Below are 14,251 nucleotides of genomic sequence, written 5' to 3' on the forward strand. Positions count from 1 at the left end.
GCTGGTCAACACTTAAACGAGAACACAACTATGCTTTTCTCCCGTAAACCATTTGCTTCGGTTTCCAAGCGTCACTTGCTGATGGTCGCTGTCGGCTTCAGCACCGTACTGACCGGCTGCGCCACGTCGCCGACCTCCAAGGTCGCCTCGAGCACCAAGGTCGAGTACTACCCGAACTGCTACGAGCCGGTGCAGCACCTGCGCTCCACCGAAGGCAACATGACCAAGTCGGTCGTCACCGGTGCCGCTGTCGGCGCCGTCGGTGGTGCACTGCTGGGCGCCCTGACCGCCGACAAGGAAGACCGTGGCCGCAACGCCGCCATCGGTGCCGCGGGCGGTGCATTGGCCGGTGGCGCAGCCGGTTACTACACCGAGCGCCAGAAGCAGATCGCCGATGACAACCAGCGCATCGCCTCCTACGCTGCCGACGTCAACAAAAGCGTCTCCGACATCGACCGCAGCACCGCTTACGCCAAGACTTCGCAGCAGTGCTACCAGAATGCGTTCAGCAAACTGGTTGCCGACCGCAAGGCCAAGACCGTCAACGACACCGAAGGCCGCAAGCGCCTGGCGGAAATCGTTTCCGGCCTGAAAGAGTCGAATGACCTGATCGTCGCGGTCAACGGCAAAGCCTCGGAAGACCTGAACAACTACACCCAGGCCTACGAGAAAGACCTGCAGCAGGTGGGTGTGCAGCGTACTGACGTGGTGACTGTGGCCACTGCTGATACCCCGGCGGTCGTGGCTCAGACCACCAACAACAAGAAAATCAAGAAAGTGCAGCCGGCGAAGAAGAAAGACCTGCCGACCGTGCCGAAAGAAGCGGTGACCACCGAGAAAACCCTGCAGACCGCCAAGGTCAAGCAGGATGAAAGCAAGCAGGTTGCCAGTGCCGGTACCACTCAGGTCAACAGCATGTGCAAAAACCCGGACCTGGGCGACTGGGCACCGGTGCCTTGCCCGAATGTTTGATTGAGTGAGGGCTGCTGATCTTTGGTCAGCAGCCAAAACCTGTGGGAGCGAGTCTGCTCGCGATAGCGTCCGTTCAGTTGGCATCCATGTCGACTGACCCGCCGCCATCGCGAGCAAGCTCGCTCCCACAGTTGTTTTATGTTGCCGGTGATATCTGCGACACCTCCAATCCCCTGTGGGAGCGGGCTTGCCCGCGAAGGCGGCCTTACAGCCGGCCTGTCTCTTCCGGCTGTACTCCGATCAAACTGTGGGAGCCGAGCTTGCTCGCGATGGCGGTCTGATTGAGTACATATCCATTTCTGCGGTAACGGCGGCTGGCGGTTCCGCTCTTACAGCGGGTCACTTTTGGCAAACGCCCCAAAAGTAACCAAAAGGTCTTTGCCCCACCACTCGGCACCTCGCCTAGGCTCGGTGTGCCCTCACTCCGGCATTGCTCCGTGGGCCGCCGCGAAGGGCCATCCATGGCCCAGCGCGGCTATCCCGGCATCCATGCCGGGATGCCCACTGCGCAATACCTGCGTTCGGCCAGCGTGGTCAACGGGGCCCCAGATCAAAAGCCCGCCGAGGCGGCCTTATAGCCGACCTGGCTCTTTGGCCATCCCCCGATCCAATTGTGGGAGCAAAGCTTGCTCGCGAAGGCGGCCTAGTAGCCGGCCTATCTCTTGCGGTTGTACCCCGATCCAATTGTGGGAGCGAGCTTGCTCGCGAAGGCGGCCTAGTAGCCGGCCTATCTCTTGCGGTTGTACCCGATCCAATTGTGGGAGCGGGCTTGCCCGCGAAGGCGGCCTAGTAGCCGGCCTATCTCTTGCGGTTGTACCCGATCCAATTGTGGGAGCGAGCCTGCTCGCGATGGCGTCGGCTCAGCCTGCATCAATGCAAGCGCTATCCCTTGGCATCAGGCGCCGCCATCTCCTTGGTTTCCAGATGATCCAACGCCCGCTCGACCAACAACTGCACCCCATCGGCCATGCGGCTGATTGCCAGGGCGATGCAGCGGCGTGAGTCATCCACGTCGTCAGCCAGGTCGGCGGCGATGGTGCTGATGGACAGCAGGTCTTCGGAGGCGTTGGCGAGCAGGGTTTCGGTGTCGATGTGGGGAGCAACGATGAAGAGCTGGCTTTTATCGATTTCGGGTGGGGCAGAGGGTTTGGGGTTGAGGTAGTAGTCGAGGGCGCGGGTGGCGGCGTCCTCGAGCTTTTTTTCTTCCTGCGCTTCGACGCGGGATTTGTGGCCGCTTTGTGGCGGATTTGGAGTGACCTTGAACATATCTATGTACCAGAGTTGGGGTCGACATCCTTTCGCTTGCATTCGAAGAGGTGGCAACTGTGCGTAGGTGTGCAAGACCGGCTGGTACCCCCGGCAGACCCGAAGGTCTCCCACGCACAATCGCCATAACGGACGCGAGCATAAAAAAATGCTCGGTCAATAGCCATGACCAATTGCGTACCAATCCGGACTTGCACGTCCGTGTCACCGTTTTTTGCGATGACGAACAAAGGTTAGCGGTGCCCCAGAGCCCTGCCTAGTTCACGAACAGCCCGGCGTGTTGAAGGAAATGTCCGAGGGTTTGGCAGGGGAAAGGGATCAAAAGATCGCAGCCTTCGGCAGCTCCTACAGAAACCGATGTAGGAGCTGCCGAAGGCCGCGATCTTTTGATTTCAGGTTTTGTGACTTGGCAGTCATCTTTCGCGAAAACCAGCTTATCTTCCGACAAAGCGATCCGATGATGGCGTTGTGCCGAAGAATCGCTAAACTGCCAGCCATTGATCTTTTCTCACGAGGCTGTGCCCATGAAATTTCGTTTTCTGCTGTGGATGCTGGGGTTGTTGATGGGCAAGGCCAGCCGGACCAATCCGGCGTTCCAGCAGCAGTTGGGTGACAAGGAATTGGTGTTTCAGCTGCAAACCCTGGACGGCAAGGTCGCCCGGCATTTCACCGTGAAAAACCAGCGCATCACCAGCCAGTCCGGTACTTACCCGGAGCCTGCGTTCGCCATCGCCTTCAAGGACGCCGCCTATGGCTTCGCCACGATGCAGGCCAAGAACAAGCAGTTGGCGTTCATGACAGGGATCCAGGACAAGTCGATCCAGATCAAGGGCAACCCGGCGCTGGTGATCTGGTTCCAGGGGCTGACCAAGTATCTGAAGCCGAAGAAGGCCAAGCCGAAGGCTTGATCGGGTTTGGCCTGAAAGGCCATTGATTTGGCCGTCAGGGATCATGGTGACTGTCAGCTCTGACAGGTGTGTGGATCGGTGTTTGGGTGCTCCATTGTGATGAAACCCGCGTGGTTTCATACACCTTGATGGAGTGACGATCATGGCCCAGGCACCAAGCGCCGTTCAGGCTGGCACGCTCGACCCGACCTTTGCCGAAGAGGGGGTACTGACACTGCCGACTCCCGATTTAACAGGCTATCGCACGCTAGCCATCCTGCCGCTGGCTGAAAACAAACTGCTGATCACCGTGCTTTTACCGGGAGACCCCGCCCCTATCAGACTGGCGAAAGTGAATGAGGATGGATCGCTCGATATGGCGTTTGGTGGCGCCGGGACGGGCTTGGTGGAGTTCTCCATCAAAAATACAGACTTGGAGGTCTACCAACTCTGCGGCCTGAGCGATAGTGGATGGTTGGTGATCGGTCAATTTTCATCGTTCGATCAGAGCGGTGCTTATGTCGTGCGATTCCTCGAGGATGGACGGCTGAATACGCTCTTTGGCGAGGGCGGTGTGCGCTTGCTTCCGTATCGCAATGAGCCAAGGGCTGAAGATAGGGAAGATGGCCCGGCGACTTTCAGTCGGCGGGAGCGAGAACCCTCCGCAGGGGCTGCGCGATCTTCAGGCAATCAGGGCGTCTCTGCGGTTGTGCAGTCGGATGGGAAGATCGTTCTGCCCAGTTGGGTAGAGTTCGGCACGTCACCAGGGCAGTGGGCGGTGCTTCGTCTTAACCCGGATGGGTCTACTGACGACACGTTTAACGGGAGTGGATTCGTGGTTATCGAACTCCCCGGCATTCCCCGTACACCTACCAGTATCAGAAGTGTTGTCCTTCAGGCAGATGGCCAGGTGTTGGTTTGCGGGGAGTATTCTTCCCAAGACACTCCGGATTCCAACGGTATCTATGTGATACGTCTGGATGTAACGGGGCGTCTCGATACCAGTTTCAATGGCGGCGTCGGCGTTGTGACCGTTGCGAATCCCACTTTCATGAATGCGAATGCGATGGCGCTGAGAGAAAGCGACGACGCGATTGTTGTTGTCGGGGATGTTTGGCGCGACCAATACAGGCACGGGCTGATGTTCGTGTTGAGTCGCGATGGATTCTTCGATTTTGCGTTCAATAGCGGGCAGCCGCTGTTCTCTAAGTGGGTGGATCAGGGGCATGACTGGTATCGCTGCGCATGGCAGGCAGACGGTTCCATTCTTGTCGGGGGCAGTACCGGCAGAGGGGTTGTGGAAGAGGGCGTGTCAGCGCTCACCGCACGGTTCCGTTCTGATGGTTCGCCGGACCTGACCTTCAACGGCGTTGGTTTTGTGCTTTTTGACGAAGAAGGACAGTACGAGACGGTCGAGGATATGGCGCTAATGCCAGACGGACGGATCGTCGTTGGCGGTTTTGCGCGGCTACCCGGCCCGGTTTGGTCCCGGATTATTGGAAGCTGGATCCTTCGCTATCTGGCTTGAGTAACCATGGGATTGGGGGCGAGGGGGCACGCTCTGCCCTTGGCGTAAAGGCACCCTCATCTCCTGGCGCTTGAGCCATTCAGTGTCTGCAATGGCCGGTCAGCTCAGCACGTTGTCTGTACGGGCAATCAGAACTGTCATCTCTGACAGGTGTGTGATCGCGGGTTGAGGTGTCTACTCAACATCGTTGTTGGATTCCCCATGCACCGATGGAGCACAAAATCATGACTCATCCTGCAGGCGGTCTTAAGGCGGGCACCCTCGACCCATCCTTTGGGGAAGGGGGCGTGTTGCATCTTCCCATACCAGAAGTTTCCGCGGCCGGAGCACCCGGTATATTGGCACTTCCTAGCGGCAAATTGCTTGCAGTCATGCCGTTACTGGGAGTGGGGGCTCCTATGGTGGTCTTGCGTTTGAACGAGGATGGAACACTCGACAGCACATTTGGCAATTCGGGAACGGGTTATATTGAATTGCCAGAGAGAGGGATGCACCCCAATTTACTGGGTATTAATTCATTGTCTGACGGCGGATCGATTATAGGTGGCCGATTTGCTAATGACGATGATTTCGGCACCATTATCATAAAGTTGCGTGAGAATGGCGAGTTCAATAGCGAGTTTGGAAATAATGGTGTCGTCCGTCTGCCTATTTGGGGGCGCAAGCAACAGAGCGAGCAGGGTTCAGAAGGTGAAAGTTATTCAGGCAAGGCGGAGGGAAACTGGAGATATTCTGCGATTGAGGACGCAAACGGCAAGATTGTATTGGTAGATCAAACTTATCTTACGCAAGGTATCAGAGCCATTGCTATTCGTTTGAACGTAGATGGTTCGTTGGATGACACTTTCGACAGACGCACTTCAATTGTTGAACTCCCTGGCGTCGAGTACAGATGGACTACTGCTTCAGGTGTCACCGTTCAGTCGGATACAAAAGTGCTGGTCTGCGGTCATTATGGTGATGAAATACAGTATGGGCTTTATGTTGTACGTTTCGACAGTGAGGGGCGGGTGGATCCAGATTTCAATAACAACCGTCCCATCGTAATCCCCCTCGCCAACACGGCAAGATTTTTTTCAATAGCGATAGGCAGAAGTGCGGGTTTTGAGAAAATCCTTGTTGTCGGTGAATCTGTAGAGAGTGATGGCACAAAAGGAGTGCTTGTTGTTTTGAATGAGCAAGGATCCTACGATTCCGCTTTTAATAATGGAGCTCCCTTGTTTGCCACGTTGTATGCCAGGAATCTTACTTGGACAAAATGCGATTGGCGACCTGATGGCGCGATAGTTGTTACAGGCGCCGTGGGGCATCTCGATACTTCTCGTAATGGAGTGCTGACAGCGCGATACCGTCCTGATGGCTCTTTAGACCCGCAATTCAACGATGGCGTAGGCTATGTTGTTTATGAGGGGATCGATGGGGCGAACGTACCGGAAGATATGGTTGTCATGGCGGATGAACGGATCGTGATCAGTGGCTTTCGAGTTTTCGGTAGTTCCAGACAAGACTGGATTCTACGTTACTTGGGCTAAACCGCCTGCGGTGTCCGTTGCGAGCGAAGCCGCTCTCACTGGGTGGCAAAACCCAATGAGAGCGGTGCTCAGCTGTGAAACTGCGAGGCCAGTTCCCGAAGCAGCACTTCTGCTTCAAGCACCTTGCTGACCACGTCGTTGGCCTTTTCCCGGGTCAGGCCCACGCGTTCGAGCAGGGCATCCGGGATGTCTTCGTCCGGGCCGGAGCCGATGCTGCGGGCGCGCAGCAGGCGCACGGCCAGGCACACCAGGTTCGGGTAGGCGGCGTATTCACCGTCGTAGTTGGGGTCGTGCTGGAAGCGCAGGGCGGTGGCCAGTTCGTCGGGCATGTCCCAGTAGCGCATCAGCCAGGCGCCAATCTGCTCGCGGCTGATGCCCAGCAGGTGCTGCTCCACGTAGCTGTGGCACAGGTGCGGGTTGACCTCCAGGTGCCGGCAGATCAGCGAGAAGTGCGGTGGGAACACGTGGGCCAGCAGCAGGTAGCCGAAGTTGTGCAGCAGGCCGGACAGGTAGGTCAGGCCACCCTCGGGACGTTGCGCGCGCGGCATGGCGCGGGTCAGGCCTTCGATGACGGCGGCGGTGTAGATCGACTGGTGCCAGTACGGCGTGGTGTGTTGCGGGTGGTCCTTGGGCAGGCTCAGGGTCTTGCCCAGGGCCAGGCCCAGTGCCAGGTTGATCACCAGGTCGAAGCCCAGTACCCGCACGATGGCGTCTTCCACTGAGCGAATCTTGCCCGGCGACGCGTAGTAGGGTGAGGCGGCCCAGCTCACCACTTGCGCGGCCAGGGCCGGGTCGGTTTCCACCACGCCGGTGATGTCGTCGATGGTGGCGTCGGGGTCGACCCGCAGCTTGATGATTTTTTGCGCGGTTTCAGCCAGCGGCGGGATCTCGATGGTTTCTTCCAGCCGTTGCTGGATACGCCGGGCGGTGAACGCCTGCACAGCCTGGGTGATTTCCGCGCGGTCGTCGTGGGGGCGGTCCAGGTTGGGGGTGATGTTGCTCACGGCTTCGCCGAACGTCGCGGCGCTGGCCTTGGTGAGCATGGTCTTGAACGCTTCGCTGGTCACTTCCAGCAGCAGCCCCGGCTCGCCGGAGTTGATCAGCAGCTTCGGTTCGCGCAGCAGGCTTTCTTCGTACAGGCACGGTGAGCTGGTCAGCGCCGGCAGCCCGGGCAGCAGGCTCAGGCTGTGTTTGCCAAGCATGCGCTCCAGGCGTTCGGTCGGCACCGCCGTGAGCTTGCGGCCGGTGAGTTCGGCCAGGCGGTTGAGGTCCAATAGCTGGCTTTGCGGAAACAGCACCATGAGCGCGCCAACGGCATCGTGCAGCAACACCGCCTGCACTTTGCGTGCGGGGTTCAGACCGGGTCGTTCGAGTACTTCGTCATAGCCGATGCCCAATTTCTCGAGCAACAGCCGAATAACAGACGGAGCGTGCGGGGCTTCGGGGACGAGGGCAGCTTCTGTCATGGTCTGTATCCGTTTTCCTACAAGTTGGTCAGTATAACCAGCTTGTCCTGCACGCGGGTCTGGAAAACTGAGCGCGTGCTCACACTTGGCCGTATTGCTGCCCATGACGCAGCCAGCGATCCAGCAGCGGGCTGACGTGGTCGGGCCAGCGTTCCAGCAGGGCCTGGGCGGCGTCGCGTACGGCGGGGAGCAGATCGGCGTCGCGCATCAGGTCGGCTACCTTGAATTGAAGCAGACCTGTCTGGCGTGTGCCGAGCATTTCACCGGGGCCGCGCAATTCGAGGTCTTTTTCGGCGATGACGAAACCGTCGTTGGTTTCGCGCATGATCCCCAGCCGTTGGCGGCCGATCTGCGACAGCGGCGGGTGATAGAGCAAGACGCAATGGCTGGCGGCGCTGCCCCGGCCCACCCGGCCGCGCAGCTGGTGCAATTGCGCCAGGCCCAGGCGCTCGGGGTTTTCGATGATCATCAGGCTGGCATTGGGCACGTCGACGCCCACCTCGATCACGGTGGTGGCGACCAGCAGTTGCAGGGCGCCGGCCTTGAATTCAGCCATCACCGCGGCTTTCTCGGCGGGCTTCATGCGGCCGTGGATCAACCCGACCTTCAACTCGCCGAGGGCGGCGGTGAGGTCCTCGAAGGTGGTTTCGGCCGCCTGGCAGGTCAGTTCTTCCGACTCTTCGATCAGCGTACACACCCAATAGGCCTGCCGACCCTCGGCACAGGCGCTGCGCACGCGTTCGATCACTTCCACCCGTCGGGTATCGGTGACCAACACGGTATTGACCGGCGTGCGGCCGGGAGGCAGTTCGTCGAGGATCGAGGTGTCGAGGTCGGCGTAGGCGCTCATCGCCAGGGTCCGTGGGATCGGCGTGGCGGTCATGATCAATTGATGAGGGCACATCCGCCCACCGACGCCTTTCTGCCGCAGGGCCAGGCGTTGTTGCACGCCGAAGCGGTGCTGTTCGTCGATGATCACCAGGGCCAGGTTCTTGAACTGCACTTCGTCCTGGAACAGCGCATGGGTGCCGACCACCATCGGTGCGCCCTCGGCGATCTGCGCCAGGGCGGCGGCGCGGTTCTTGCCCTTGAGCTTGCCGGCCAGCCAGGCGACTTCGATGCCCAGCGGTTCGAGCCAGCGCTGGAAGGTGATGAAGTGTTGTTCGGCAAGGATCTCGGTGGGCGCCATCAGCGCCACCTGATAACCCGCCTCCAAGGCCTGCAGCGCGGCGAGGGCGGCGACCACGGTCTTGCCGGCGCCGACATCGCCCTGGATCAGCCGCAGCATTGGCTCGGGCTGGCTCAGGTCGTAGGCGATTTCGTTGCCAACTCGTTGCTGGGCGCCTGTGGGGGTGAAGCCGAGGTTGGCCAGGTAGCGGGTCGGCAGATCCCTGGCCTTGGGCATGGCCGGGGCGCGCAGGGAGCGCAGGCTTTCGCGCAGGCGTTGCTGGGACAGTTGATGGGTCAGCAGCTCTTCGAACGCCAGACGATGCTGGGCCCAGTGATGGCCGAGGGCGAGTTCGTCCACGTCGGCGTCGGCGGGCGGATGATGCAGGTAGCGGATCGCGTCGGCCAGCGGCGCCAAGTGGTAATCCCGGGCCAGTTCCGTGGGTAGCCAGTCGGGCAGGCTGCTGGGGCCGAGCAACGTCAGGGTTTGCTGGCAGAGCTGGCGCAGGCGTTGCTGGGTCAGGCCTTCGGTGAGCGGATAGACCGGGGTCAGGGTTTCATCCACGGGCGGCGGTTCGTCGCCGGTAATGCTGCGGTATTCCGGGTGGTAGATTTCCAGTCCCGACGCCCCGGGCCGCGCCTCACCGTAGCAGCGCACGCGGGTGCCACGCTTGAGGCCTTCCTTTTGCGCATTGCTGAAGTGATAGAAGCGCAGGCTGAGCCCGCCGGTGCCGTCCTGCAGGCGCACCACCAGGCTGCGGCGACGGCCCATGACCACGTCGGCGCCGCTGACGGTGCCTTCGATCACCGCATCCTGTCCCGGGCGCAGATGGCCGATGGGCACCACGCGGGTGCGGTCCTGATAGCGCAACGGCAGGTGGAACAGCAGGTCCTGGAGGTTTTCCAGGCCGACCTTGGCCAGTTTCTCGGCCATGGCTTCACCGACACCCTTGAGTGTCGTGACCGGCACCTTCGACAGCTCAGTCATGACCGCGGCTTACTTGCCAGCGGGCGGCTTGGCCACGGAGCACAGGCGGATCGAGTCGGCGAGGATTTCGATGGCCTTGGGCCGCGGGAAACTGGCGCGCCAGGCGATGGCGACGGTACGGAACGGCACGGGCGGCGTCAGCGGGCGGACTTCGATCACCCCGGGGGAGTAATGATGGCTGTCCACTGCCGACAGCGGCAGGATCGAGATGCCCAGGCCGGATGCGACCATGTGGCGAATGGTTTCCAGGGAGCTGGATTCCACCGTGGTGTGCTTGGCCCCTTCGCTGCCCTTGGTCAGGGTCGGGCAGGCTTCGAGCACCTGGTCGCGGAAGCAATGGCCTTCGCCGAGCAGCAGCAGGCTCTTGTCGTTGAGCAGGGCCGCGTCGATGGTTTTTTTCTGGGTCCAGGGGTGCTCTGCCGGCATCAGGACGTAGAAGGGTTCGTCGTAGAGCGGCAGGGTAAGGACGTCGGCTTCGTTGAACGGCAGGGCGATGATGATCGCGTCCAGCTCGCCGTTGCGCAGCTTGTCGCGCAGCACGTGGGTGAAGTTTTCTTCGATGTACAACGGCATCTGCGGGGCGACCCGGTGCAGTTGTGGAATCAGGTGGGGGAACAGGTATGGGCCGACGGTGTAGATCGCGCCGACTTTCAGCGGGGCGGTCAGTTGGTTCTTGCCGGCCTGGGCCAGTTCGCGAATGCCTTGGGCCTGCTCCAGGACTTTCTGTGCCTGGGCGACGATGCCTTCACCCACCGGGGTCAGGCGCACGGCGCTTTTGCTGCGCTCGAAAATCAGTACACCGAGTTCGTCTTCAAGTTTTTTCACGCCCACCGACAGCGTCGGCTGGCTGACGTGGCAACGCTCGGCCGCATGGCCGAAATGCTGCTCTTGGGCGAGGGTCACGATGTAGCGTAATTCTGTGAGGGTCATGGCGAGCGTCCGTGAAGTTGCGAGCCAAGCATACCGGCTGCAATCGATAGACGCACGTTATCAGACTGGGGGCGCAGTGTGACACTGTCGAATGTCTGTGTGGTCAGGGATTTATTTAAGAATGTGGAGAAACAAAAAGCCCCTGTTACAGGGGCTTGCAAATTTGCGATCAGCGCCGACGCTTGTCGATGGAGTACACAAACGGTGCCGTCAGTTCGATGGTGCCGTTGGTCAGCAACTCCGCCGGTGGCTTGGGCAGCGGTTGGGCGCGGCGGATCATTTCCAGGGTGGCCCGGTCCAGCAACTCCGTGCCGGAACTGCCCACCAATTCGAATGACAGCACGTTGCCGTCGGCATCCACCACGAAACGCAAGCGGTTGGTGCCTTCCTTGTTCATTTGCTGGGCCCTGGGCGGGTACTTCTTGTACTTGCCCAAGTGCGCCAGCAGCGTGCCCTGCCAATTGGCCTTGGCGGCCGTTTGCGCAGGTGACGGGCCGGGCGCCGGTTGCGCGGACTTCTCGGTCGGTGCCTGGGTCGGCTGAGTGTCGCTCGGTTTCGGCTCCGACGGCTGTTCCTTCGGCGGCTCCGGCTTTTTCTCGACCACGGGCTTGGGTTTGGGCGGTTGAGGCTTGGGCTTGGGCTTGACCGGCTTGGGCACGGCGATTTCCGGCGTCGGCGCCTCGGCAAGCTTGGGCAGCGGCAGCTCTTCGACCGGCTCGGGCGGTTGCGGCGGTGTGACGACTTTTGGCGGTGCCGGCGGTGGCGGGGCTGGCACTGGCGCCAGTTCGACCATCATCGCCTGGGGCGGCAATTCGATGGGCGCGCGCGAGGTCCAGTTCAGCGCCAGGGCGATGGCGAGCGCATGCACGCCCAATACCACCATCAGGCTACCGCTGTAACGCGTCAGCTTTTGGCGCGTCGTGATCATTTCTTGGGCGCCGTCTCGAGTCCGACCAGGCCGACCTTCAGGTAGCCGGCGCTTCGCAGCGCATCCATCACGCTCATCAGGTCGCCGTAGTCCACGCCTTTATCGGCCTGGAAGAAGATCGTCGTGTCTTTCTTGCCCTGGGTCTTGGCATCGAGGGTCGCACCGAGGGTGTCGGCCTTGACCTCGTCTTCACCCAGGAACAGGCGTTGGTCGGCCTTGACGCTGAGGAACACCGGTTTTTCCGGGCGCGGCGAAGGCTTTGCCGTCGACGCCGGCAGGTCGACCTTGATGTCCACGGTGGCCAGCGGGGCGGCCACCATGAAGATGATCAACAGCACCAGCATCACGTCGATGAACGGCGTGACGTTGATTTCGTGGTTCTCGGCCAGATCGTCGTCTGCGCCTTCTTTCAAATGCAGGCCCATGGCCGATTACCCCACTTTCACCATGTGCGGTTGCGAGCTGCGCTCGGACGGCAGGTGATCGAGGTCACGGCTGACCAACAGCAGGACTTGCGCCGAAGCGTCGGAGACCTGGGCCTTGTAGCCGGCAATGGAGCGGGCGAAGACGTTGTAGATCACCACGGCTGGAATGGCTGCGACCAGGCCCAGTGCCGTTGCCAGCAGGGCTTCGGCGATGCCTGGAGCGACGACGGCGAGGTTGGTGGTCTGGGTCTTGGCGATGCCGATGAAGCTGTTCATGATGCCCCACACGGTGCCGAACAGGCCGACGAAGGGGGCGGTGGAGCCGATGGTGGCGAGCACGCCGGTGCCGCTGCTCATGTTGCGACCGCAGGCGGCGACCAGGCGCTCCAGGCGGAAACTCACGCGTTCCTTGATGCCTTCTTTCTCGCGGCTGTTGGCCGACAGGCGCATCTCTTCGAGTGCGTCATGCACCAGCAGGTTGGCGAGGGTGCCTTCCTTCGCGGCGGTGGCGCTGGCGTCCTTGAGGGTGGCGGCTTTTTTCAGGGCGGCGATTTCACCGCGCAAGCGACGCTTGGCACCCAACAGCTCGAAGCCTTTGGCAATCCAGATGGTCCAGGTGATGATCGAGGCGATGGCTAGGCCGATCATCACGATTTTCACGATGATGTCGGCGTTCTTGTACATGCCCCATGGCGACAGGTCGTGGGCCATGCCCAGCGAGTTGTCGGCTTCGAGCGCTTCAGGTGCCTGGGCCTCGACGGCTTGGGCCGGATCGATGGCGACCGGCGTCGCAACGGGAGCGGCCGGGTCTGCCGGTGCCTGGGCGGCGGCCGGGGTTGTGGCTGGGGCCGTGGCGGGCGTCTGCGCATCAGCGAACGCGGCGACAGGTGCCAGCAGCAGGCTGAACAGCAGGGCGGCTACCGTGCTCCAGGCACGAGGTCGGTTGGTTGGCGAAGCGGGGGATAGAGAGCGTTTCATGCTGGCCGGACCTGAGAAAAAAAGAAGGTTGATGTTCTTCCAGGCCTCGTGGGCCGAGAACAAAAGTGGCAGGCATTATTGCAAGTAATTCTTGTTAACAAAAGTAATACAGTTACTTTTTTTGTCCCATGGCTAGCCGCTCGTCCCTTTCGGAGGCTAGTCTGCGGCTTTGCCAGAGGAGTTCTTGATGTCCGCGCCTTCTGTTTTGATCGCCGGCTGCGGTGATATCGGCGGCCGCCTGGCCCGCCAGTTATTGGCCGCACATTGGCAGGTCCATGGCTTGCGGCGTACGGTTTCGAACCTGCCGGCCGGCGTCATCGGGGTGGCGGGGGATTTGTTCAGCGAGCAATGTCCTGCCGATTGGCCCACCGGGTCGCTGGATTACCTGGTGTACAGCGCCGCGGCCACCGACCATGACGAAGCGGGCTATCGCACGGCGTATGTCGAAGGCTTGCAGCATGTGTTGGGCTGGCTGGAGCAGCACGGGCAGCGGCCCAAGCGCCTGCTGTTTGTGTCCAGCAGCAGTGTGTATGGGCAGCAAGCGGGGGAATGGGTGGATGAAACCTCGCCCACCGTGGCCGGGGGGTATTCCGGCCGGCTGATGCTCGAAGCCGAGCAAGTGGCCTTGGACAGTGGTATCCCCGCCAGCCGCGTGCGCCTGACCGGCATCTACGGCCCGGGTCGCGAATGGCTGCTGAGCCAGGTGCGCCAGGGCTACAGCGTGGTGGAGGATCCGCCCCTGTACGCCAACCGCATCCACGCCGACGACGCGGCGGGCCTGCTGGCCTTTCTGCTGGAAGCCGATCGCCAGGGCAAGCCCCTGGAAGACTGCTACATCGGCGTCGACGACACTCCCGCCGCGCTGGCCGACGTGGTGGCCTGGCTGCGCGACTACCTGGGTGTCACCCAATGGGCCGAAAACGCCAGCGTCCGCCGCGCCGGTAGCAAACGCTGCAGCAACGCCCGGGCCAAGGCCCTGGGCTGGTCGCCGCGTTATCCGAGTTTTCGCGAGGGGTATGCGGCGATTCTGGAAGGGCGCTGCTGACACGGCATCAACGATGTCCTCGGGGACTAGGCTCGCTCGTTGGCCGTGAGCCGCTATTGCTGTGGCATACGCAGGATCCGTGGTGCCCATTGAATGCACGGGCACCACGGGTCCACCTTCGAACTCCAGCCCACGCCTG

Annotated in this window: 12 protein-coding genes; 5 read left to right on the plus strand and 7 right to left on the minus strand. The window is 61.1% G+C overall.

Annotated features, from left to right (window positions below; all coding sequences use genetic code 11):
* Window positions 1-30 precede the first annotated feature (30 nt).
* A complete protein-coding gene (gene tagQ, locus J4E63_RS28130) occupies window positions 31-972 on the plus strand; it encodes a type VI secretion system-associated lipoprotein TagQ (RefSeq protein WP_060740032.1) in 942 nt (313 codons plus the stop codon).
* Between the two features lie 882 nt (window positions 973-1,854).
* On the opposite strand, the gene J4E63_RS28135 is transcribed toward tagQ, so the two are convergent.
* On the minus strand, window positions 1,855-2,238 hold the full coding sequence (locus tag J4E63_RS28135; protein WP_207283960.1) for a DUF6124 family protein: 384 nt from the start codon (window positions 2,236-2,238) through the stop codon (window positions 1,855-1,857).
* A gap of 524 nt (window positions 2,239-2,762) precedes the next feature.
* On the opposite strand from J4E63_RS28135, the gene J4E63_RS28140 reads away from it, so the two are divergent.
* The 3 genes from J4E63_RS28140 (at window position 2,763) to J4E63_RS28150 (ending at window position 6,185) form a co-directional block, all read left to right on the plus strand.
* The gene (locus J4E63_RS28140) at window positions 2,763-3,146 is read left to right on the plus strand and encodes a hypothetical protein (protein ID WP_060740034.1); all 384 of its coding nucleotides are present in this window, start codon (window positions 2,763-2,765) and stop codon (window positions 3,144-3,146) included.
* A gap of 142 nt (window positions 3,147-3,288) precedes the next feature.
* Complete coding sequence (locus tag J4E63_RS28145) at window positions 3,289-4,653, plus strand: delta-60 repeat domain-containing protein (protein ID WP_207283961.1); 1,365 nt, start codon at window positions 3,289-3,291, stop codon at window positions 4,651-4,653.
* Window positions 4,654-4,877: 224 nt separating this feature from the next.
* The gene (locus tag J4E63_RS28150) at window positions 4,878-6,185 is read left to right on the plus strand and encodes a hypothetical protein (protein WP_207283962.1); all 1,308 of its coding nucleotides are present in this window, start codon (window positions 4,878-4,880) and stop codon (window positions 6,183-6,185) included.
* A 68-nt stretch (window positions 6,186-6,253) separates the two neighbouring features.
* On the opposite strand, the gene J4E63_RS28155 is transcribed toward J4E63_RS28150, so the two are convergent.
* The 6 genes from J4E63_RS28155 to exbB all read right to left on the minus strand — a co-directional run bounded on the left by J4E63_RS28155 (window position 6,254) and on the right by exbB (window position 13,067).
* Window positions 6,254-7,651, minus strand: coding sequence for an aminoacyl-tRNA deacylase and HDOD domain-containing protein (locus tag J4E63_RS28155; RefSeq protein ID WP_060740037.1), 1,398 nt, complete (start codon window positions 7,649-7,651; stop codon window positions 6,254-6,256).
* A gap of 79 nt (window positions 7,652-7,730) precedes the next feature.
* A complete protein-coding gene (gene recG / locus J4E63_RS28160) occupies window positions 7,731-9,806 on the minus strand; it encodes an ATP-dependent DNA helicase RecG (RefSeq protein WP_103309438.1) in 2,076 nt (691 codons plus the stop codon).
* Between the two features lie 9 nt (window positions 9,807-9,815).
* Window positions 9,816-10,736: a hydrogen peroxide-inducible genes activator gene (locus tag J4E63_RS28165; RefSeq protein WP_053126577.1), complete on the minus strand. Its 921-nt coding sequence runs from the start codon at window positions 10,734-10,736 to the stop codon at window positions 9,816-9,818.
* 169 nt (window positions 10,737-10,905) lie between these two features.
* Window positions 10,906-11,664 (minus strand): energy transducer TonB, encoded by a 759-nt coding sequence (locus J4E63_RS28170; RefSeq protein ID WP_207283963.1) that lies wholly within the window; start codon window positions 11,662-11,664, stop codon window positions 10,906-10,908.
* Window positions 11,661-12,089, minus strand: coding sequence for a TonB system transport protein ExbD (exbD, locus tag J4E63_RS28175; RefSeq protein WP_060740040.1), 429 nt, complete (start codon window positions 12,087-12,089; stop codon window positions 11,661-11,663). Before exbD ends, J4E63_RS28170 begins: the two co-directional genes overlap by 4 nt.
* A 6-nt stretch (window positions 12,090-12,095) precedes the next feature.
* Entirely contained in the window at window positions 12,096-13,067 is a 972-nt protein-coding gene (exbB, locus tag J4E63_RS28180) for a tonB-system energizer ExbB (RefSeq protein ID WP_207283964.1), read from the minus strand.
* 187 nt (window positions 13,068-13,254) lie between these two features.
* On the opposite strand from exbB, the gene J4E63_RS28185 reads away from it, so the two are divergent.
* Window positions 13,255-14,112, plus strand: a complete 858-nt coding sequence (locus J4E63_RS28185; protein ID WP_207283965.1) for an SDR family oxidoreductase — start codon at window positions 13,255-13,257, stop codon at window positions 14,110-14,112.
* Window positions 14,113-14,251 lie beyond the last annotated feature (139 nt).

It is taken from the genome of Pseudomonas sp. FW300-N2F2, assembly GCF_017351655.1.
GTDB classification, from domain to species: Bacteria; Pseudomonadota; Gammaproteobacteria; order Pseudomonadales; family Pseudomonadaceae; genus Aquipseudomonas; species Aquipseudomonas fluorescens_AA.

Excerpts from the sequence above, each read along its gene's own strand:
- J4E63_RS28135 (WP_207283960.1), bottom strand. The coding sequence starts at position 2,238 with ATGTTCAAGGTCACTCCAAATCCGCCACAAAGCGGCCACAAATCCCGC.
- J4E63_RS28155 (WP_060740037.1), bottom strand. The coding sequence starts at position 7,651 with ATGACAGAAGCTGCCCTCGTCCCCGAAGCCCCGCACGCTCCGTCTGTT.
- J4E63_RS28140 (WP_060740034.1), top strand. The coding sequence starts at position 2,763 with ATGAAATTTCGTTTTCTGCTGTGGATGCTGGGGTTGTTGATGGGCAAG.
- J4E63_RS28165 (WP_053126577.1), bottom strand. The coding sequence starts at position 10,736 with ATGACCCTCACAGAATTACGCTACATCGTGACCCTCGCCCAAGAGCAG.
- J4E63_RS28185 (WP_207283965.1), top strand. The coding sequence starts at position 13,255 with ATGTCCGCGCCTTCTGTTTTGATCGCCGGCTGCGGTGATATCGGCGGC.
- J4E63_RS28145 (WP_207283961.1), top strand. The coding sequence starts at position 3,289 with ATGGCCCAGGCACCAAGCGCCGTTCAGGCTGGCACGCTCGACCCGACC.
- exbB (WP_207283964.1), bottom strand. The coding sequence starts at position 13,067 with ATGAAACGCTCTCTATCCCCCGCTTCGCCAACCAACCGACCTCGTGCC.
- J4E63_RS28170 (WP_207283963.1), bottom strand. The coding sequence starts at position 11,664 with ATGATCACGACGCGCCAAAAGCTGACGCGTTACAGCGGTAGCCTGATG.
- tagQ (WP_060740032.1), top strand. The coding sequence starts at position 31 with ATGCTTTTCTCCCGTAAACCATTTGCTTCGGTTTCCAAGCGTCACTTG.
- J4E63_RS28150 (WP_207283962.1), top strand. The coding sequence starts at position 4,878 with ATGACTCATCCTGCAGGCGGTCTTAAGGCGGGCACCCTCGACCCATCC.
- recG (WP_103309438.1), bottom strand. The coding sequence starts at position 9,806 with ATGACTGAGCTGTCGAAGGTGCCGGTCACGACACTCAAGGGTGTCGGT.
- exbD (WP_060740040.1), bottom strand. The coding sequence starts at position 12,089 with ATGGGCCTGCATTTGAAAGAAGGCGCAGACGACGATCTGGCCGAGAAC.